Source organism: Agreia bicolorata (assembly GCF_000938265.1).
Classification (GTDB): Bacteria; Actinomycetota; Actinomycetes; order Actinomycetales; family Microbacteriaceae; genus Agreia; species Agreia bicolorata.
Genome location: NZ_JYFC01000014.1, coordinates 1 through 19371, shown reverse-complemented (window position 1 = coordinate 19371; position 19371 = coordinate 1). Strand labels below are relative to the sequence as shown.

At 66.2% G+C, this 19371-nt stretch carries 15 protein-coding genes; 5 read left to right on the top strand and 10 right to left on the bottom strand.

Annotated elements, in window-relative coordinates; translation table 11 throughout:
- Positions 1–361 precede the first annotated feature (361 nt).
- Positions 362–2098, bottom strand: a complete 1737-nt coding sequence (locus tag TZ00_RS19865; protein ID WP_152631277.1) for a hypothetical protein — start codon at positions 2096–2098, stop codon at positions 362–364.
- A gap of 240 nt (positions 2099–2338) precedes the next feature.
- On the opposite strand from TZ00_RS19865, the gene TZ00_RS18480 reads away from it, so the two are divergent.
- Complete coding sequence (locus TZ00_RS18480; RefSeq protein WP_052521704.1) at positions 2339–2710, top strand: VOC family protein; 372 nt, start codon at positions 2339–2341, stop codon at positions 2708–2710.
- Between the two features lie 215 nt (positions 2711–2925).
- Here the strand turns inward: TZ00_RS18480 and TZ00_RS18475 are convergent, their stop codons facing one another.
- Complete coding sequence (locus TZ00_RS18475) at positions 2926–3777, bottom strand: pentapeptide repeat-containing protein (RefSeq protein WP_044443997.1); 852 nt, start codon at positions 3775–3777, stop codon at positions 2926–2928.
- A 224-nt stretch (positions 3778–4001) separates the two neighbouring features.
- Between TZ00_RS18475 and TZ00_RS18470 the strand changes: the two genes are divergently transcribed.
- The gene (locus TZ00_RS18470) at positions 4002–4550 is read left to right on the top strand and encodes a phosphoribosyltransferase family protein (protein WP_044443995.1); all 549 of its coding nucleotides are present in this window, start codon (positions 4002–4004) and stop codon (positions 4548–4550) included.
- Between the two features lie 126 nt (positions 4551–4676).
- A complete protein-coding gene (locus TZ00_RS18465; RefSeq protein WP_152631276.1) occupies positions 4677–4997 on the top strand; it encodes a hypothetical protein in 321 nt (106 codons plus the stop codon).
- A 371-nt stretch (positions 4998–5368) separates the two neighbouring features.
- On the opposite strand, the gene TZ00_RS18460 is transcribed toward TZ00_RS18465, so the two are convergent.
- The 8 genes from TZ00_RS18460 to TZ00_RS18425 form a co-directional block, all read right to left on the bottom strand.
- A complete protein-coding gene (locus TZ00_RS18460; protein WP_044443990.1) occupies positions 5369–6259 on the bottom strand; it encodes a siderophore-interacting protein in 891 nt (296 codons plus the stop codon).
- The gene (locus TZ00_RS18455) at positions 6256–8046 is read right to left on the bottom strand and encodes an ABC transporter ATP-binding protein (protein ID WP_044443987.1); all 1791 of its coding nucleotides are present in this window, start codon (positions 8044–8046) and stop codon (positions 6256–6258) included. Before TZ00_RS18455 ends, TZ00_RS18460 begins: the two co-directional genes overlap by 4 nt.
- Positions 8039–9736 carry an ABC transporter transmembrane domain-containing protein gene (locus tag TZ00_RS18450; protein WP_052521703.1) on the bottom strand — a complete coding sequence of 566 codons (1698 nt, stop codon included), beginning with the start codon at positions 9734–9736 and terminating at the stop codon, positions 8039–8041. Before TZ00_RS18450 ends, TZ00_RS18455 begins: the two co-directional genes overlap by 8 nt.
- Before the next feature lie 5 nt (positions 9737–9741).
- The gene (locus tag TZ00_RS18445) at positions 9742–10530 is read right to left on the bottom strand and encodes an ABC transporter ATP-binding protein (protein WP_044443985.1); all 789 of its coding nucleotides are present in this window, start codon (positions 10528–10530) and stop codon (positions 9742–9744) included.
- A 24-nt stretch (positions 10531–10554) separates the two neighbouring features.
- Positions 10555–11649 carry a FecCD family ABC transporter permease gene (locus tag TZ00_RS18440; RefSeq protein ID WP_044443984.1) on the bottom strand — a complete coding sequence of 365 codons (1095 nt, stop codon included), beginning with the start codon at positions 11647–11649 and terminating at the stop codon, positions 10555–10557.
- Positions 11646–12716, bottom strand: coding sequence for a FecCD family ABC transporter permease (locus TZ00_RS18435; protein ID WP_238579760.1), 1071 nt, complete (start codon positions 12714–12716; stop codon positions 11646–11648). The genes TZ00_RS18440 and TZ00_RS18435 overlap by 4 nt, the downstream gene beginning before the upstream one ends.
- Positions 12713–13780: an ABC transporter substrate-binding protein gene (locus tag TZ00_RS18430; RefSeq protein ID WP_044443981.1), complete on the bottom strand. Its 1068-nt coding sequence runs from the start codon at positions 13778–13780 to the stop codon at positions 12713–12715. The genes TZ00_RS18435 and TZ00_RS18430 overlap by 4 nt, the downstream gene beginning before the upstream one ends.
- A 191-nt stretch (positions 13781–13971) precedes the next feature.
- The gene (locus TZ00_RS18425; protein WP_044443979.1) at positions 13972–14811 is read right to left on the bottom strand and encodes a helix-turn-helix transcriptional regulator; all 840 of its coding nucleotides are present in this window, start codon (positions 14809–14811) and stop codon (positions 13972–13974) included.
- 412 nt (positions 14812–15223) lie between these two features.
- Here TZ00_RS18425 and TZ00_RS18420 point away from each other — a divergent pair, with 412 nt between their 5' ends.
- Complete coding sequence (locus TZ00_RS18420) at positions 15224–17041, top strand: S53 family peptidase (RefSeq protein ID WP_044443978.1); 1818 nt, start codon at positions 15224–15226, stop codon at positions 17039–17041.
- Positions 17038–19143 carry an LPXTG cell wall anchor domain-containing protein gene (locus TZ00_RS18415; RefSeq protein WP_044443976.1) on the top strand — a complete coding sequence of 702 codons (2106 nt, stop codon included), beginning with the start codon at positions 17038–17040 and terminating at the stop codon, positions 19141–19143. Before TZ00_RS18420 ends, TZ00_RS18415 begins: the two co-directional genes overlap by 4 nt.
- The last annotated feature ends 228 nt before the right edge of the window (positions 19144–19371 follow it).

The following is a 19371-nucleotide window of genomic DNA, read 5'->3' as shown; positions in this document are numbered from 1 at the left end:
TTCCTCGCGACGCGCACGACGTCATCACGGAACTCAGAGGGGTAGGGCTTTGGCACGATGCCATCCTTCCAGGCCACCCTCCCGGGCAAGCCAGATCAGATGTCACCTATTCGTGCAGCAGACCCGAGTTCTCATCGACTCGGCCGAATCATGGGGTCAACGACTGTGGATACCTGTGGAGCGGCTTACTTTCTCGGTCCAACCCCGCTCTCTGTGACCGGCGTCGCACCATGACCGTGCACAGCAATTTCTTCTGGTTGTCAGAGAACCTGCTCGGTCAGAGCACCCCGGGACGCCTAAGACGGTTGGAGTCAGCACTCGACCTCGGCACTGAAAGTTTCGTTCGGCTCGCAGCAGCGGACTAAGCGCTATCGGCAGAGATATCTTCTTGCGTGCGTTCCCTAACTATCAACTTTGTCGGCCACGCATAGCCACGTCGAATGCTAGGAAATCGACCAGGCCAAAGCCGGACAATCCAACCGCCCACCAACGTTGTGATCAATGCGCACGCTATCCATGCAAGCACAAGCCAAGCGCCCCAGAATCCAAAAGTCGATGCATATCTCAGAGGAGCGATTGCCCACTCAGCGCCGTCGTCCGTCTCGAGAGCAGAAACCGACACCAAGAGTTGCTGCAGTGCTGGGATGCTGACTAAGACCGCCACAACCGTACCCCCCAGGGTGACCCACCAAGCGCGCCTTGAGGCCCTCGACGCGGCGACAGTGGAGTGAGCGAGGCCTGCGAGCTCAAGGGCCGCCTGAATAGTTGGTCGAATCTGATCGGCACCTAACTCACTCAGGAGATGACGTACGACCTCTCGGGCTTCCCCGGCCCGAACATTCCCTTGCCGCAATTCGGAAAATAGAAGAATCGCATCTCGATATCTGCGTTTGAGGCGCCGTTCCCCCAACACCATTCGAGCTACAACCGCTTCCATCGTTTGGAGTCTCAGATAGAGCAATAATCCGTATTCGATGACCAGAACTGTGCCCAGTTCAGCGAGGCCATGTGGTATTGCTCCGGTCCATTGAATGTACGTCGTCGATCCTAGACTCGCGTAAAGGCTGTGGTCCGATTGCAGTGACAGATCGCTGGGAGTGTCTTCGGTGGGAGACATACGTGTAGCCGTCATGGACCGTGTAGCCAGGCGAACGATGTCCTCCCTATGCCGAGTCTTCCATTCGTGCAAAGTACAACAATCGCCGGCCTCAACCATTGCAGTTGGGTAGACAACCCAACCTTCAAGCCTGACTCCAATCGATGCAATGATCGAGTTCATCTGCGCTGTTAGAAAATCAGAAATAGATACAGGATTCTCATGCTCGATTAATGCCAAACGTGCACCGCCATCCAAGACATCTCGCCATTCGGTAACGTCTCTTTCCCACCCGCTCCCCTTCAAGAGGGGTGCCGCCAGTTCAGATCTTGTTATCCTCCGCGCTGGACCCCACATCAGATCGATCACCTGCGCTGTTGATAGCGGGCCCGTCGAGCTAATTCGCACGCTCAGTTGTAATATGCCTGACTCGTGCATCAGAAGCCGTGGCTCGAACACGACATGCTGTTCTTGGTCAATTCCATCGAGCTTGAAATCGTGATAACTATTTCGAAGAGCGAGCCTCACAAACCGGTCCTCCTCATGGTCTCTCCCGCCGAAGATCTTGCCATCAATTTGTCGCTCCGCCGCGGACACAATTTGTTGATTGAGCATGAGCTCTTCGGCTTCATCGAGCATCTTCAGCGTGTTCTCCTCGGGAGCCGCTTCCTGTTCGGCGGTCTCGGGATCGACGGTCAGGCTGTCGTCGGCGGGAGAATGTTCTTCGTCCTTTTTTCCAAGCCGAATATTTGGAAGGACGTAGCGAACTCCGAATAGCGGGCGAATCAAGAGAAAGAGCAGGAGAGCTCGAATCGTCCCCTTTTTCATCAGGCGATCGAGGTTGCTACGCGTTTGTGCATACCAAAGCGATCGAAGATGCATCCAACCGAGCTTTGGATAACGTGCCGCAAACATCAGCGCCGATGCCCAACGACCATTCGATTCCGACTCTTCATACCGCCTTTGCATTACTCTGACCCGGAAGAGAGGGCGAGCAATCATTCTCAGCCTCTTTGACACCCGTATTGAATCCTCTGATGGCCAAGCCGCAGATACTGCGATGTCCGCGTTGAGAAGCCGTCTAGACGCACGCCTGATATCGAGCCGTCCGGTCACATTCGCCGTAAGCGTCATGTGGACCGCCGCTGATTTCAGCACGGCCTCATGGCTCTCCTGTGATGCAGCGCTGAGCCGACGCCGAACGCGGCTGAACAATTTCATATTCGAAGGGTAAGCGCCTTGATGGGCGATAGTGTCGCCAAGGGTGCCTCGATCAGAGATTCCAGCCCGGGTGCGGTGCCGAGATTTCCGTCCTACTTCGGGTCGGCGCACCTCAAGCTCGAGGAGATCGGTGACGGACGGCACTGGATGACCGGCCCGCTCGAGGCCCAATTCGGTCGTGGCATCAACTTTCAGATCAGCGTTCCGGATGCCGAATCGCTCAGCCGGTCACTCCCATCCGTCGGCATCGGGTTCTTTCTGTCGCTCGAGACGAAATGGTACCGAGCCGGAGACGAAGAGGCCGGAGTGCAGCAGTTCCTCGTCACCGATCCCGACGGCTACCTCGTGCGCTTCCAAATGTCGCTGGGGCGCCGACCCGCCGCTCAGGCCTAGCCCAGACCTAGCCTGAGACTCCGCCCGCCATCGACCGCAATGCCCGCGAAGGCGCCGGCCACGATCGAGGTAGTCGAACACCGAACCACGGCCTCCGATGCTGGCGAAGTTCGCCGACAGACCCTCCGGACCTTTCGACGCACGCGTCCCCTGAACGCGACATCCACGTCGACCTCACAACGCCCGAGCCCGACAAAACGAGCGGCAGCTAACGTCTAGCCAAGCCAGTGCCGCGGCCGAGTGAGAGCAGGCGGCAGCACGGTTGCGTCGTCGCCCTGAGCTGCATCGACTTGTAACTGCGTGAGAAACAGCGCCTGCGACAGATCTGCTCCATCGAGCCGTGCATCGCGCAGATCCGCACCGAGCAGGTCGACGCCCGCCAGGTCACCGTGGCGAAGATCCGCGGCGATGAGGTACGCACCACGGAGATCGGCGCCGCACAGACGAACTGATCGCAGGTCGCGACCGACCAGATCGGCCGACGGATTCAGCCCGCTCGCGGAAGCTTCGGCAGCGGCATAGCCGCCGCGCGCCTCGTCGCTCACCTCGATCAACGTGCGCCGCACCTCTGCGCGAATACTCTCGACATCACACGCGAGGATCTCTGACGCATCGCCGTCAAGGGTCCGCAGAATTTCGTCACGGAGCTGGTTCACCGGCTCTGAAAGCTCTGACAGGGTGGCTCGCTCGGCGGCTTCAACCAGGTACCAGAGCATCTCGTGCAGCTGCCGCACGACGGCGAATGTGCCGAACATGTCTGCGCTCGTGTCGGGGCGCTCCTTCCAGCTCTTTCCTCCGAACAGGGTCTGAGACACGTACTGGCCTGCGCCGAAGCAGTCGAATACGGTGCAGCCGCGAAAGCCTCGTGGCCGCAGGGAGTCGTGGATCGAGCAGGAGAAGTCGTCGGTGAGATTCGAGCAGGGGGTACCCGCCGGCTTGTCGATTGGAAAGTCGGCAGAGCGTTGAAACCCGAAGGCTGTGCAGCAGAGCGCGAAACAGTCAGCGCAATTGGCTCGAAGGGCTGAACGGATGTCGGTGGGTACGTCGGAAGAGTCGGCGAACGTCATGAGTGAAAGGTCTTTCTGAGGTGGTTTCGTCAGGGGGCCAGGGTGCAGGGGAACTCCGCAAGGAGCTCCCTCTGCGGGCGGACGAAATCACCGCCCCTCGATGGAGGAGCGAACGCATGTCGCTGAATGGCCTCTGGGTCACAGAGAGAAAGAAATTTTCACTGGCATCAGGGTACTCCGATGCCCATCGCTGATCGGCCTGCTGCACTCACTACTGTGAAGAGATGAGCACCACTGAAGTGACCTCCGCACGCCACCACGTGTTGAAGCAGTTCAGGTGGATCAACGGCGACGCCGACACCTGGGGAATGCTCGCCGACCCGCACTCGCTGAGCGCGATCATCGCAGGTCTCACCGAGCTGGCCCGCCCCGCACAACCAGACCTCATTCTCGGCATCGAGGCACGCGGATTTGTTCTGGGGCCGGCCGTCGCCGCGGCCCTCGGCGTGGGCTTCGTTCCGGTGCGTAAAGAAGGTGGGATGTTCCCGGGCGATGTGATCCGTCGGGTCACGGCGCCCGACTACAGAGGCAACAAGGTAGAACTCTCGACCCGTCGAGATCTCATTCAGCCAGGCCAGCGCGTCGTGTTGATCGACGACTGGATCGAGACCGGCAGCCAGAGCCTCACATCAGCGCACCTCGTCTCGGCCTGCGGAGCAGAGCTGTGCGCGGTCGTCGTCATCGTCGACGAAGCGAGCGACGACGCTCGGGCGCAACTTCCCCCCATCCACGCGCTCGTGACAGGTGAAGAGCTTCCGGTTCAGTCCGCCTAAGGAGAGCCTGCGCGCCCCAAAGCGGTTGCCTGCCAGCGCGCAGAAGCGCAGAGTGTGGAACTCGACGTCTCATCCGCGCGAACCATGCGTATCGAGCTTCCCGCCATGGCTCGTTATCCTGCGAAGATGACCGCAGTTCGCACGCACCGCCGCTCGGATTGGATCATGGTGAGCGTCGCGATGCTCGCATCGGCTGTCGTGTTGATCGTTCTCTGGCAACCGCCAACGGGCAATTGCCCCGCCGTGATTCCGCGGCCCTGGTGGTGTGACGCCGGCGACCTGCGCGACTACGCGTTGTTCGCCACCCTCACGTTAGGCGTCCTGAACGCTGCACTTTTTCTGACGGCGTTCCGCACTCGACCCGCCCTGAGGTTCATGGCCGTGATCGTCTGCATCGTCACGGTGGTTGCAGCGCTCGTCTTGTTTGCAGGTCTGGCCAACTCGTGACGGGCGCATCTCGCTGTCCTGCGAATATGACGGACCCTGCGGGCGCCGCTCAGCCGCATCACTGAACAGCTGCCATGTGGCGCAGATCGACCCAAAACGCTGACTTGAGGTCGATATGCGCCAAGTGGTCGTCCGGCGGGCGTTCTCATTTGGCACGAATCGACCCAAACATCAGTCGACGCTGCAGCGCGGCATCGACGCGCTGGTCGTGGCGGCGCGCACGTTTCTATAGTCGCCTGCGGGTTGAGCGGGTGATCTCGATACGCGGCGCTCGTTCCCTGAGCTTGTCGAAGGGCGCAGGTCGACTAGCCCGAGGCGCCCTTCGACAGGCTCAGGGAACGGGCTACTCGATCTGCGCAGGCACGTTCGGCTCACAGCCCCAACTGGTCGAGGCGGGACTCGTAGCGCAGTTGCGTCTCCTCCGGGTCGGCGTCCGGTGTCGCCGTCCAGATGGCGTCGAGCTCGCTCTGCACGTCAGCAGGCAGCGCCGCGTACTTCGACTCCCAGTTGTCGATCGGAGTCCAATAGCCCACAACCTTGAAGCGAGTCGCCGGCAACCCCAGTTCACGGCGCAGATACTTGCGCACGTCGCGCAACGCGACCGTCTCTCCGGCCACCCAGATGTAGCCCTCATCGAGCGGCAGCCGGTCGTCGACGATGCTGCGCACGATCTGCCCCAGGGTGCTCGGGCCATGTCCGTTTCCACCGACCACCCAGGTGACTTCGACGTGCGGGCCGACATCCAGCGACAGGCGATCCGTGTCGTCGGCGACCTCGAGCACGACGCGGGTTCGGATACTCGACGGCACGGAGGCAGCGATGCGTGCGACCGCCGGAAGGCCGGTGAGGTCGGAGACCAGCACCTGCCACGAGACATCCTCCGGCGGTGAGTACAGGCCCGTGGGCGAGTTCACCCCGAGCACGTGGCCCGGCGCGGCAGCCGCCGCCCACGGACCCGCGACCCCGGCCGGGTGCAGAACGAAGTCGATATCGAGTTCCTCCGTATCCGGTCGCACACCACTGATCGTGTAGGTGCGCATCGGCGCCTGCGGCGCACCCTCGGGCGTCGACCACCAGTCGCCGTCGGGCACCGGCAGCGACACATCCGTCGGGTCGTCTCCGTGCGGAAAGAACACACGCACGTACTCGTCGCCCACGCCCGTACTCAAAAAATCGGCGATGCCCTCACCGCCGAGGGTGATGCGCACCAGTCGCGGGGTGAGTTGGGTCGTCCTGCTGACGGTTGCACGGTGGATCTTCATACAGTCTCTGTTTCTTCGAGGGTGGCTACGGGTCTGTGGGCGCTCGTCTGAGCGAGCCAGAAGGTTCTGTACGGTCCATCGGCGGCCACGAGGTCGGCGTGCGTTCCCCGCTGCACGATGCGTCCGTCTGCGAACACCACCACCTGGTCTGCGGCCTGCGCCTGCTGCAGCCGGTGCGCGATCAGCACGGCCGTGCGCCCGACGCACAGGCGCGCGATGGCCGCCTCCACGGCGTCCCGATGGAGCAGTCCCACATCGGCTGTCGCCTCGTCGAGGATCACCACGGCCGGGTCGGCGAGCAGGGCACGCGCCACGGCAAGCTGCTGGATGCGGCCCTCGTCGACAAGCGCCTCGGATGCGGCCGGGTCGCGTTCCACTGCCCAGTCGGCGCCGACCGCGCGCAGCGCCGCGTCGATCTGTTCGTCGCTCGCGTCGGGCGCGACCAAGCGCATGTTGCCGGCGATGCTCCCGCGAAAATGGTGCAGCTCTTGCGAGATGTAATAGGGAGCCTCGGCGGCGTCGAGCTGCACCGTTCCCGACTCGGGCGGATGGTGCCCCGCGATCACTCGAGCGACCGTGCTCTTGCCCGAGCCCGAGGTTCCCACGAGCGCCGCGGTGGTTCCGGGCTCCACGCGCAGGGTCACGTCGTCGATGCCGCGGCCGGTCGTCGGGTAGTGGAACGCGACATCCTGCAGCGAGATGCCGACCCTCGTTCGTCGAGCTTGTCGAGACGTCTGCCCTTCGACAGGCTCAGGGAACGGGGGTCGTGCAGGCCCTTCGACAGGCTCAGGCAGAGAGACGGCCGGCGCCAGGTCGATGATGCCCACCAGGCGGGCGAGTCCGATCGCTGCCCGCTGAATGTCATCGAGTCCGAAGATCAGCTGGCCGATTGGGCCGAACAACCGGTGAAATACGAGGGCGGCCGTGGTGACCATTCCGACAGAGATCGCGTCGTTCGCGTGCAGCACGAACCCGGCCGCGAGCAGAGCGGCGAGGCCCGCGGCCTCACCTCCGTTGATCCACCGGAAGAGCCGGTTGCGCAGCCGCACACCCTCGATCTGCATCTCGATCGAGTCCTCGGCCCGGGCCTGAACCCGCGCCAGCGCGTGATCCTGCTCGTTGAGCGCGGTGAGCGTCTCCCTGCCCTCGACCGCGTCGATCACCGCCTGGCTGCGCACCGCCTCGCGCATACGCACCTCACGGAAGACCACCCGCGAGCGCCGCAGAAAAGCTCGTGTGCCGAACACGTAGAAGGGAACGCAGGCGACGCCTGCGAGCGCCAGCCACGGATCGATCGCAGTGAGAGCCGCGAGCGAGACGGCGATGGCGAATCCGGCCGACAACAGCGTGGGAGCGACATTCGCGCCGGCCTCGGCCACGGCATCCACGTCGCCCGTCACACGCGAGAGCAGGTCGGCACTCTCGCCGTCGTCGATCGTGCTCACGGGCAGGCGCATGGCCGAGGCGAACACGTCTTCGCGCAGGCTCGCGAGCGTGTCCTGCACGAGCGCGGTGAGCGCGCGCATGCCCCACAGCGTTACTCCGGCGGCGCCGATCGCACCCGCTCCCGCGCCCGCGACCCAGCCGGCGATGATCGCGAATCCTGCGCTCGATGAGACGGCGTCGACGATGCCGCCGAGGCATGCGGGCGTGACGAGTCCGAGGCCGGATGCGACGAGAAACAGCACAGCCACGGCCGCCGATCGGCCCCGGTGCTGCGTGAGCAGCGCGCGCATGACGGTGCGCACTTGGGCGCCGGTGGCGATGGGGAGCGTGGCGTCAGTCATGAGTGTGCCCTTCGGTCGACGCGCACAGCTCGACCACGCGGTCGCACGCGGCGAGCAGCACGGGCGAGGTCGTGATCACGACGGTCGTTCCTTCGTGCCGGGCGAGGGCGGCGGCGATGTGCGCCTCGGTGACGGCATCGACGGCCGAGGTGGGCTCGTCGAGCACCAGCACCTGGGCGTCGAGCGCGGCGCGGGCGTGCAGTGCGCGGGCAAGGCCGATGCGCTGCCGCTGGCCGCCCGACAAGCGTCGACCCGCCTCACCGACCTGCGCATCCCAGCCCCCGACCTGACCGACCGTGTCGTCGAGCGCCGCGATGGTCACGAGCTCGGGCCGCTGCTGTTCGTCAGACGCGATTCCGCGCACCGCGTCGCGCAGGGTTCCGCTGACGATGCTCGGCCTATGCGGCATCGACACCACCCGTCGGCGGTAATCCACAGCGCCGAGGTCGCGCTGGTCACGATGCTCCCCTTCTACGAGTACCGACACGGCACCCCGGCCGGCAGGCGTGCGCATTCCGAGCAGGCGCGACAGCTCTCGCGCGGCGTCGCTGTCGCACGCACGCACGCCGAGCAGCTCTCCCGCGCGCACGTCCACCCGATCGCATCCGGAACCCGCACCCGCACCCGTACCGCTGCCCACGCAGAACGACAGCACGACATCGGATGCCCGGCGCACCGGTCCGCCGCTGCCGGGCTCGTCCAGCAGATCCGGCGCGTTGACCACCTCGGCGATGCGCCTGGCAGAGGCGAACTTGTGGATCCAGTTCGACGGGAACGACCCCGCATACGCGAGGTAGCCGCTCACGAACTGCGCCAGGCCCAGCACGGTGACGAGCTCGCCGATGCTGATCTGACCCTCGGCCGCGAACCATGCCGACAGCCCCGCGAGCGCCGTCGTGACGACTGCGGCGAGCGTTGCGCTCACGGCCTCGTAGTCGGCGAGCGAGCGTCCGGCAGTCGTCGCGGCGACGCGTGAGGTGTTGCTCGCGGCCACATAACGGCGCACGGCCTCGCCTCGAGCACCGATCCCGACGAGCACACGGAACCCGGCCATGAAATCGGCTGCCACGGCACCCGCCTCGGTAGCAGCCCGCTGCTCCGCGAGGCCGCGGCGCTCGAGTGGCTTGGACACCACTCGCATCAGGAGCATCATCGCCACGGTCGACGCGAACACCACCAGCATCGCGACCGGCGAGATCACGAGCATCGCCAGGGCGGCCGCAGCGATCGCCGCGATCGTGGAGCACTGCTGCGCCACCGACCACGCCACGCCAGCCACCCGGTAGGTGTCGGAGTTCACGAACGTCAGCGCCTCGCCCGGCGTGAGCGTGCTCTGCGACAGCCGAGGACGAAGCATGCGCCCGAGCACGAGCCGGCGCAGGGCCTGCTCGCCGTATCCGTAGATCGTCACCATCAGACGCGACGCCGCCTGGTAACTCGTGGTCAGCACCACGAAGACACCGAGCAGCAGGCCGAGCCACAGGGCGAGCGCGGTCACGTCGGCGGGCACGACGGCGCGGTCGATCGTTGCGCCGATGAGCACCGGGATCGCCGCCTCGCAGACCGCGTGCAGCATGAGCAGCAGCGTTGCGGCGGCGAGACGGGGCCCGCGCCCCTCGGCCGACAGCGCGAGAGCGAACAGTCGGCGAGGCGTCGTCTGCTGCTGCGCCCGGGCAGTCTGGTGTCGCACTCCGATCACTTCGCCCGCCGCCCGAGCGGCAGCACGAGCGGGGTGCCGGATACGGGGTCGGTGATCACCCGGCACGGCAGGTCGTACACGGCTTCCACGAGCTGCTCGGTGATGACGTCGCGCGGATCGCCCTGCGCCACGATCGCGCCATCGCGCATCGCGACGAGATGAGTGGCGTAGCGGGCCGCATGGTTGAGGTCGTGCAGCACCGCGACGAGTGTGGTGCCCTCCCTGTGCAGATCGGCGAACAGCTCCATCAGGTCGATCTGGTGTGCGATGTCGAGAAAGGTGGTGGGCTCGTCGAGCAGAAGGTGGCCGGTACGCTGCGCGAGCGCCATTGCGACCCACACCCGCTGCCGCTGACCGCCCGACAGCTCGTCGACCAACCGACTCGACAGCTCGGTCGTGCCGGTCGCATCCATCGCCTCGGCGACCGCGCGTTCGTCGTCGCGGCTCCAGGTGCGCAGCGCGTTTTGATGCGGAAAGCGGCCGCGGCCGACGAGATCGGCGACCGTGATGCCATCCGGTGCGATCGACGACTGCGGAAGCAGGCCCAACTTGCGCGCGGCCTCTTTCGGCTTGAGGCTGTGCAGGTCTGCGCCATCCAGCAGCACGGTGCCCGTCGAGGGCCGCAACAGGCGCGCGAAGCCGCGCAGCAGCGTCGACTTTCCGCAGGCATTCGGGCCGATGATGATCGTGAACGACTTGTCGGGCACCGCGAGCGACAGGTTCGAGATGATGCGCGTGTCGCCATAGGCGAGCGTGATGTCGCGGGCGTTGAGGGATGCAGTCATGGTGGTCTTTCCAAGGAGGGCAGGTCAGGCGCGGCGCGCGTATTGGGCGGCGAGCAACCAGGCGAGGTAGAGGCCGCCGACAGAGACGGTCACCACGCCCACGGGAACGCCGACGAGCTGTGCGACCGCGTCGGAGACCACCACGAGGGCGGCGCCGGTAAGCATGACGGGCGCGGTGCCCATGGGGGTGTTCGAGCGGGTGAGGCGCTGCGAGATCTGCGGGGCGGCCAGGGCGATGAACGAGATCGGGCCGGCCGCCGCGGTGACGAGGGCGACGAGCGCCACGCCGAACACCATCGCCGCGAGCCGTGTGCGCCCGGGACTGATGCCGAGAGCCGTAGCCGCGTCGTCGCCCATCTCGAGAACGGGAAGCGTGCGATTCAGCGGCAGCGAGCCGACCAGCACGACGGCGAAGACGATCGCGGCGGGCAGCAGCTGGTCGAATCCGAGGGAGGCGATCGAGCCGGCACCCCAGGTCGCCGCCATCATGGCCTTCTCCAGGCTCACGGAGATGAGAATCCACGAGGTGAGCGATCCCAGACCGGCCGAGACGCCGATTCCCACGATGATCAGCCGGAACGACGACATGGTCTTCGAGTTCGCCAACGCGTAGACGAGCAGCGCGGTGAACAGGCCGCCGACCAGCGCGCCGATCGCCTTGAACATGTAGGTGTTCAACTCGAACACGATCATCATGAGGGTCACGCCGAACTGCGCGCCCACACCGAAGCCGATGATGTCGGGTGAGCCGAGCGGGTTGCGGGTGAGCGACTGGAAGATGCCGCCCGCGAGTGCGAGCGCCGCCCCGCAGAGCACCGCGAAGAGCACGCGCGGCAGCCGCCACTCCAGAACGACCTGGCGCACGTCGGGGTCAGACGAGGGGTCGAAGACGGCACCCAGCACGGCCGCGAAGTTCACGTCGTAAGCGCCGATGGTCATGGATGCGAGGCCCGCCACGATGATGACCACCACGAGCGCCGCACAGACGAGCACAGAGCGCACCGGAATGAGCGTGGAAACGCGGGCCGTGTCGATGCGCCAGTGCCGGCGGCCGAAGTCGACGGTGGATTCGACGGTGGATTCGACGGTGGATTCGACGGAACGCTCGTCGATGCTCACAGCCCGCTCACCTTCTTGCGCCGCACCAGGGCCACGAGAACCGGAGCGCCCAGAAGACCCGTGATGATGCCGACCCGCAGCTCGCCGTTCGGCAGGGCGATGCGACCGAGAACGTCGGCGAGCAGCAGAAACGTCGGCCCGACGAGAATCGAGTACGCAAGTACCCAACGTTGATCGGGCCCCGTAAACCAGCGCACCACGTGCGGAATCATGATGCCGACGAAGGCGATCGGCCCGGCCGCAGCGACGCTCGTGCCCGCGAGCAGAGTCACAGAGACGATCACCAAGATGCGCACAACACCGACGCGTACCCCCAGCGAGTGCGCGAGGTCGTCACCGAGAGCCAGCGCGTTCAGCGAGCGCGCACACAGGAGCCCGATCAGCAAGCCCACGACGATCAAGGGAGCGGCCCACGTGAGCTGGTCGAGCGAGCGCCCGCCTATGGAGCCGACGCCCCAGAACCGCATCACGTCGAAGGTGCTGCGGTTCTGCAGCACGATGGCGGTGGTGAATCCGGTGAATGCGGCTCCCAGCGCGACACCGGCGAGGGTGAGCTTCATCGGGGTCGCACCGGATGTTCCCAAGGAGCCGAGCGCGTAAACGAGCAGGGTGAGAACGAAGGCTCCAAGCAGGGCGAACGGAACATAGGCGCCCGGCGTGTTCAGCCCCAGCACCGCGACGGCGAAGGTCACGGTGAAGGATGCCCCGGCATTCACACCCAGGATGCCCGGGTCGGCGAGAGGGTTGCGTGTGAACGCCTGGATGAGGGCCCCGCAGACCGCGAGCGCCGCGCCCACCACGATGCCGAGAAGGGTGCGCGGAAGGCGCAGCTGCTGCACCATCAGGTGCAGCGGGTTGCTGTCGTCGTAGGCGGCAAGCGCGGTCAGCACGGTGACCGGGTCGATCGCCCGGTTGCCGATCGCCAGCGATGCGATGGCGGCGAGCACGAGCAGCACCGCTGCGATGACCAAGCCGGCCACTCGCATCCGGATTCGGCGCGGGGCGTCACCGTCTGCGTGACGCCCCGCATCCATCTGCGAGGTGTCGACCGACACCTCGGTTGTCACTTGCCGGTGATCGTCGGCTTGCCCTGCAGCGCGGCTGCGAGGTCGTCGACGTACGTCGGCAGAACGTACTTGAGCGACAGCACGGTCGGCGCGCTGATGGCGGCAGCCTGCGCCTGGTCGGAGTAGATCACGTACGACTTCGCGGCGATCGGATCCCAGCGCGAGACCACGGCATTGTCGACCGTGTACTCGGCGTCGGCGGCGCTTCCGCCCCAGGCTGCGAACAGATCGGCCTTCACGTCATAGAGCTTCTCGAGGCTCACACCCGTGTACCAGTTGTCGGCCTCGGCGCTGCTCACGAAGCTGTCCATGGCTGAGGTCGAGGTGAAGCCCAGGGCCTCGGTGATGCGCACGCGAGGGTCGTATTTCAGGTAGACGCCGAGGTCTGTTCCGCCCTCGTCGAGGGTGAGACCCCACACGAACGTCTTGCCGTCGAATTCGGGATGCTCGTCGGCCAGTGTCGAGATCTGTGTCTCGGTCTCGGCGATCAGCTCTTCCGCCTTCTCGTCCTCTCCCATCGCCTTTCCGACGGTGCGAGTCAGGTCTTCCCAGGTGCCCGGATTCCACGGACCGTCGATGTAGGGGATGGTCGGCGCGATCTCGGTGAGGCGGTCGTATTCGACGTCGGAGACGCCCGAGTACAGGCTGAGAATGAGATCGGGCTTGAGCGCCTTGATGGCCTCGTAATTCGGGCCCTCTTCGGTGAACGGGATGATCTCGGGGAGCTCGCCGTACTCGTCGGTCACGTAGTCCTCGAACCAGGGCGTGTAACCGCTGTCGCCCGCTCCCCAGACCTCCTCGACGCCGACGGGGTTCTCGCCCAGCGCGGCGACGATGTCCGGGGTCATCCAGCCGAGAGCCACGATGCGCTTCGGCTTCTCGGTGATGGTCGTCGAGCCGTGGCCGTGCTCGATGACGACGCCGTCGGTGGCCGTAGCCGCTGTCGTGTCGTCAGCTCCCGCCGAGCCGGATGCGCATCCGGTCATGACCAGGACGGCGGCGACGGCGACCGCGACAAAGGCGGGTACTCGACGTGTTTTCGGGCGCGCAGAAGCGTGCTGCATGGTTCTCCTTACGAGAAGTGGGGGAAGGGTCCGCATCAACGCGGCGAACTCATTCGGGTGTTTTAGTTAGGTAATCCTCACCTAACAAACCAATCGTAGGGGGCTCAAGCGGATGAGAATATCGCCGAACAGACAAGTTGTGTTGCTCTGTCGACAACCCGGCGCAGAAGCGGGCGCGTCGCAGGGCGCGTTCAGCGCCAGTAGAGGTGATGTGCCGAGTCAGCGCTCACGCGCGCGACATGCTGACGGGGCGTCATGCCGAACCGCTCTTTGAAGGCGGCCGAGAACGCGCTCGCCGTCGCATAGCCGCAGAGGCGCGCGACGGTGCCGACAGGGATGCCGTCGACGATCAGGCGCGCGCCTTGCGTCAGGCGCACGCCGGTTCGCCACTGCCCGAAAGTCATTCCGACGTCGCGGAGGAAGATTCGCAGCACGGTGCGCTCGTGCAAGCCGTGGGCAGCGAAGAGCTCCTTCGCGGTGCGCGCGTCTCCCGGATCTCCCAGCACCGACTGCACCAGGGCGCGCACCCGCTCGTCTGCGGGAAGGGGAACCTCGCCCCACCCCGCGGCGGCCTCGGGGGCCGGCTGCTGCAGCATCTCGATGAGAACGGCCTGAACCCGCACACGCAGGCCCGTGTCCATGTCCGTCGTTCCGAGGTGCAGCAGCATCTCCTGCACGGCTCGCGGCACGAGCACCCGGGTGATGTCCTCGAGGGGCGAGAGCAGCCCGCCATCCGGAATGTAGGTGTAGCAGCCGACCGAGTCGCGCTCGTGCCCGGTGGTGTGGGGTGTGTGGGCGGGGATCCACACGCCCTGACCAGGCGCGAGCCGCCAGATCGCATCCTGAAGACTCACCCAGACCGTGCCGCGATAGCACCAGGCGAGCATCGCATCCGGATGGGAATGCGGCGGCGACAGCAGTCGGCCGGAGCCGTCACCCGTGACCACCCCGGTGCCCATGAGGTATGGCGCGACGACCATGGAGGGCTGCAGGACGGCGGCCTCCCACTCGGCCTGCGAGTACGAATTCATGTGCCGTTCAGCGTACCGCGCGGCCCTTTCCCACCGCCCGCCTGTCAGGAATCGACCCAAAATCGCGAGCCTAGGTCGATGTGCGCCACATTGATTGGTGCTTCGCCGCCAATCGCTCGTTCACCGCGAGCTAACGACGCACGATTCGAACAACACCCCGCAGACTCAAGCCACTGGGACGGCGCGTCCCTCGATTCGTGCTCCGTTAGCCCCCTGAGCAACCGAACCCTTCCGAGAACGATCCAGAATCTGAGCTCGTTGGCCCGTCAATCTGGCTCATCGAATCCCGCAGTCCTCTCGGATTGCTTAATGATAACGGTTCTCATATAGAGTTCGGAGCGGCTCCTCTGCCACTTCGATATCTGACCGAGAAAGTTCTTCTATGCGCTCTTTGCGTTCCCCCAGGTCGGTGATGTCTGCATCCACCTTCCTGATCGTCGGGGTCGTGTGCGCGGGCATTCTGACCGCGTGCGCCTCCGCCCCATCCGCCTCCGCCGATCGACACTCCCTGCCCGACACCGCACCCGACTGGGCCGCGTCCGCGGCACAGAACAGCGACACTGCAGCGCCCGACGGCACCACCTCGGCCGTCGTGCTGTTCACTGAGAATGCCGACGCCGCATCCATCTCGGCCGCCCGCACCTGGCTCGTCACGGCCGGGCTCAACCTCGGCGATCAGCACGACAGCGTGCACAGCCAGTCGATCAGCGGCTCTTACAACGACTTCGCCCAGGCCTTCTCGACGACCTTCGTGACCACCGACATCCATGACCGCACGGCCGTCGTGCCCACCACCGACCTCTCGGTGCCGGCCGATCTGACGGCCATCGAGACCGTCGCCGGTCTCGTGAGCACGGATGCGATGAAGCCCACGCTCGTGGACTCGTCTGCGACGTCTACGACCACCTCGACCACCGCAGCCCCGACCGCCGCTCCCGCGCCCACCACCAGCGACGACTGCGCCGCCTATTGGGGACAGACCCTCAGCTCGGAGTGGCCGGAGTCGGTCACGGTCGAGCACCGCTCCAACGCGCTGTGCGGCTACGGTCCGCAGCAGTTGCGCGCCATCCACCAGCTGCCCGACGACGCGACCGGTGCCGGTGCGACCATCGCGATCGTGGGCGTCTTCGACGACGCCACCGTCGAAGCCAACACCAACGCCTACTTCACCAAGGCCGGAGCGCAGCCGCTTCGCGACGGGCAGTACACGCACCACGCGCCGGCGAACCCCGACAACAGTCGCTGCGGCGGCCCCAGCTCGTGGACCGTTGAACAGCACCTCGACGTGCAGGCCGTTCACGCCATGGCACCCGACGCGAACATCGTCTACTGGGGAAGCGACACCTGCGAGACGCAGTCGCTCTACCTGCGACTGCTCGACGCGGTCGAGAACGGCACACCAGAGAACGGCGCACCCGACGTGATCTCGCTCTCGTTCGGCGCCCCTGAAGAGCTCGACACCAACGCCGATCGCACCCTGCTCAGCCGGGTGCTGGTCGAGGCCGCATCGCGCGGCATCTCGGTCTTCGCCTCCACCGGAAACGACGGCGACTACAGCCAGGCCGGAGACCATCAAGACGGCACCGACGTGGCCTCGCCCGCCTCGAGCCCCTACGTCACTGCGGTCGGCGGGGCGAGCATCGGCCTGGACGCAGACAACACCGTGGCCGTCGAAGCGGGCTGGGAGGTGCAGACCCGATTCGCCCGCAACGGCGCCATCATTCCGCCCGGCTTCATCTACGGCGCCGGCGGAGGAGAGTCGGCCTACTACGACCGCCCCTCGTGGCAGCGAGACACCCTCTCGCAGCCGGGAACCAAGCGGCTGCTGCCCGACGTCTCGTCTCTCGCCGACCCGAACACCGGCTTCATCGTGAACGCACCCTCCGACGGCGTGGTGAACGAAGATGCCCACGGCGGCACGAGCCTCGCGACCCCGATGGTCGCCTCGATGGTGGCCATCGCCAAGGCGCGCAATGGCAGTCACATCGGCCTGGCCACGCCCTCGCTCTACGCACTCGCGGGCTCGTCGGCCATCACCGATGTTCAGCCGGCCTCGGCAGCAACCTGGTTCCGACGCTCGCCGTCGACCGGAGCCCTGTGGCTCGAGACGCTCTACATGTGGGATGCGAAACCTCAATCCCTGCAGTCCGGCCTCGGCTGGGACAGAGTCACCGGACTCGGCATTCCCCGCGGCACCGACTTTCTCGACCAGTTCGGAGCACAGAAATGAATCGACGCGCATCCCGCCCCCTGCGGCTCGTGACCTCGGCGGCCCTCGCCGCCGTGCTCTCGGTCGGCTTCGCGGCGACGACGGCCACCATCGCGACCGCCGCAACGACCGCGATCGCCGCACCCACGGCATCCACCGCCAAAGCCGCCACCAGGGCCACCCCCGCCAACAGCGCCTTCGGCGTGCAAATGCTCGACTCCGACGGCGGAACGCTACAGGCCTCCACCCCGCTCGCCGAGTGGACCTCGGGCGACACGGTCACGCAGAACGCCGCGTCCACCGGCGACCTCTACAAGCTGAACACCACGCAGACCGCCGGGCTCGTCTCCCGCGCAGCTTCTGACGGGGCACGGTCGACGATCGCCTCGGGAACGTTCCAGCTGCGCGACCGCGTGCCCGTGGCCTTCACCGGACTCACCTCCGAGTGCACCGCCGACGGATCGAGCACCGTATCGTTCGACACCCTCACCGTGAACGGCGTCGACGCGCTCGACCCGGCACGCATCGCCGCCGGCTACACCGTCGACCTGCCCGACTCGTCGACGTGGGGTCCCACCAAGCTCTACATTGGCGAGCGCACCACGGATACGTCGGGTCGGGCTCAGACCACCGCGTTGCGCATCGAGGCAGAGGCCGGCTCATCCGAGATCTGGCGGGTGAAGCTCGGCCAGGTCGCCTGCACCCCCGCTGCGCCGAGCACGCAGCCGACACTCGTCTCGGGCATCACCGTGACCGCGCCCAACGGAACGCCGATCGTGGCGGGCGAGCCCAGTCTCACGGCCTCGGGGACCAAGACCGACGCGACATTCTCGGCCCCCAACCCGCCGATCGCGGCGACCGGTGTCACCGTCAGCCGCACCGACGACAGCGCGGCGAAGGTCTCGATCGACAGCTTCACTCAGGTGCCCGACACCTCGTCGGTCGGCGAGTACATGTGGTCGGCGTTCCGCGTCTACGGACTCGCGCTCGACGTGGCCGCCGACGGCAGCTCTGTGGTGTCGTTCCCCGGATCGAACTCGGGGCTCTTCGTGAACGGAGTCTGGATCAACACCGGAACCGACCTCCATACCGGCCTCGACGCGCAGGGCACCCCGCGAGTGACCGTGCGCTTCAATGAGCGGGCCACTCAGCCCGACGGCAGCATCCTGATCACGGCCGTGCGCTACACCGACCTCACCGGCACCTACCCATCGGTCGCGCTCGGCACGGTGCGGTGGTCGGCGCCCAGCACGGTTCCCACGCCCGAACCCGAGCCCACTCCGCAGCCCGAGCCGCCGCTGCCAAGCCGCTACGCTTACGCGCTCAGCGCATCCGGCCCGTCGGTCGTGTCGCCCGTGGCTCTCGTGACACCGGATGCCGCTTCCGCGGCCGCCGCGAGTGAGAAGGCGCCCAACGCGGTGGCGAACTCCGACGCCGCCCAGCTCGAGGTCGCCAAGGCGACCGACGGCGCCGCCGGGCAGATCTCGGCGAGCGGCGCACGCGCATCCAATGCCAACGCCCGCGCGACGGCCGAGGTCGACTCGCTCTCGCTCTACCCGGGATCGAGTCTCGAGGTGTCGCTCAGCGACATTCGCGTGGCGCTCACCAAGACCGGCGCGACCATGACCACCGGCGGCGGAACCGTAGCGGGCCAAACCATCGCCGCCGGCGAGATCGAGCCCAACACGGTCGTGCAGCTCGCCGGACGATCGACCATGATCACGCTGAACCTGCAGACCGGCTCGGCCGATGACTTCTCGGTCACCGGCGTCGACGTGAACGACACGCTCGGCCTGGGCGCGCGAGTGCGGGTGGCCGCGATCACGGCAGACGCACCGGATGTTCCGACGCCGGTCGATCCCGGAACCGGGCCTGGCGGCGGGTCGGGTTCGCCGGGAGCCGGAACGCCCGGAGCAGGATCCGGAGTCGGCTCGGGCGGCGAGCTGGGCAACGGCGCGATCGGCCAGAACTTCGTCTCACCGCAGGCGAGCTCCTCCCAGCCGCTGGCCAACACCGGAATGTCGACCGCTCCCCTCGCCGTCGCGGCGGCACTCTCCGTGCTCGCCCTGGCGACCGGGGCAGGCCTGCTGTTGCGGAGGCGCCGCCGACCCACCGCATCCTGATGCACGCGCCGGCCGTGGTCTTCTCGACCGCGGCCGGTGTGGCATCGCGCGTGGCGCCTTCGTGCCCCATCCACTTGGCGCATATCGACCCAAAATCGCGATGTGATGTCTCAGGACGTGCCTGACGGTTTATGTCTCAGTGGGGTCTGACGGTTTTTGGGTGGCCAGGAAGCCGCGTGGTTTGCCGTTGGGGATGTAGCTGCCGTCGATAGGTCTCGGGTGGGTGGC

What these genes read in the sequence shown, in the direction of transcription:
- TZ00_RS19865 (WP_152631277.1), bottom strand. Translation starts at nt 2,098, where the DNA reads ATGATTGCTCGCCCTCTCTTCCGGGTCAGAGTAATGCAAAGGCGGTAT.
- TZ00_RS18480 (WP_052521704.1), top strand. Translation starts at nt 2,339, where the DNA reads ATGGGCGATAGTGTCGCCAAGGGTGCCTCGATCAGAGATTCCAGCCCG.
- TZ00_RS18475 (WP_044443997.1), bottom strand. Translation starts at nt 3,777, where the DNA reads ATGACGTTCGCCGACTCTTCCGACGTACCCACCGACATCCGTTCAGCC.
- TZ00_RS18470 (WP_044443995.1), top strand. Translation starts at nt 4,002, where the DNA reads ATGAGCACCACTGAAGTGACCTCCGCACGCCACCACGTGTTGAAGCAG.
- TZ00_RS18465 (WP_152631276.1), top strand. Translation starts at nt 4,677, where the DNA reads ATGACCGCAGTTCGCACGCACCGCCGCTCGGATTGGATCATGGTGAGC.
- TZ00_RS18460 (WP_044443990.1), bottom strand. Translation starts at nt 6,259, where the DNA reads ATGAAGATCCACCGTGCAACCGTCAGCAGGACGACCCAACTCACCCCG.
- TZ00_RS18455 (WP_044443987.1), bottom strand. Translation starts at nt 8,046, where the DNA reads ATGACTGACGCCACGCTCCCCATCGCCACCGGCGCCCAAGTGCGCACC.
- TZ00_RS18445 (WP_044443985.1), bottom strand. Translation starts at nt 10,530, where the DNA reads ATGACTGCATCCCTCAACGCCCGCGACATCACGCTCGCCTATGGCGAC.
- TZ00_RS18430 (WP_044443981.1), bottom strand. Translation starts at nt 13,780, where the DNA reads ATGCAGCACGCTTCTGCGCGCCCGAAAACACGTCGAGTACCCGCCTTT.
- TZ00_RS18425 (WP_044443979.1), bottom strand. Translation starts at nt 14,811, where the DNA reads ATGAATTCGTACTCGCAGGCCGAGTGGGAGGCCGCCGTCCTGCAGCCC.
- TZ00_RS18420 (WP_044443978.1), top strand. Translation starts at nt 15,224, where the DNA reads ATGTCTGCATCCACCTTCCTGATCGTCGGGGTCGTGTGCGCGGGCATT.
- TZ00_RS18415 (WP_044443976.1), top strand. Translation starts at nt 17,038, where the DNA reads ATGAATCGACGCGCATCCCGCCCCCTGCGGCTCGTGACCTCGGCGGCC.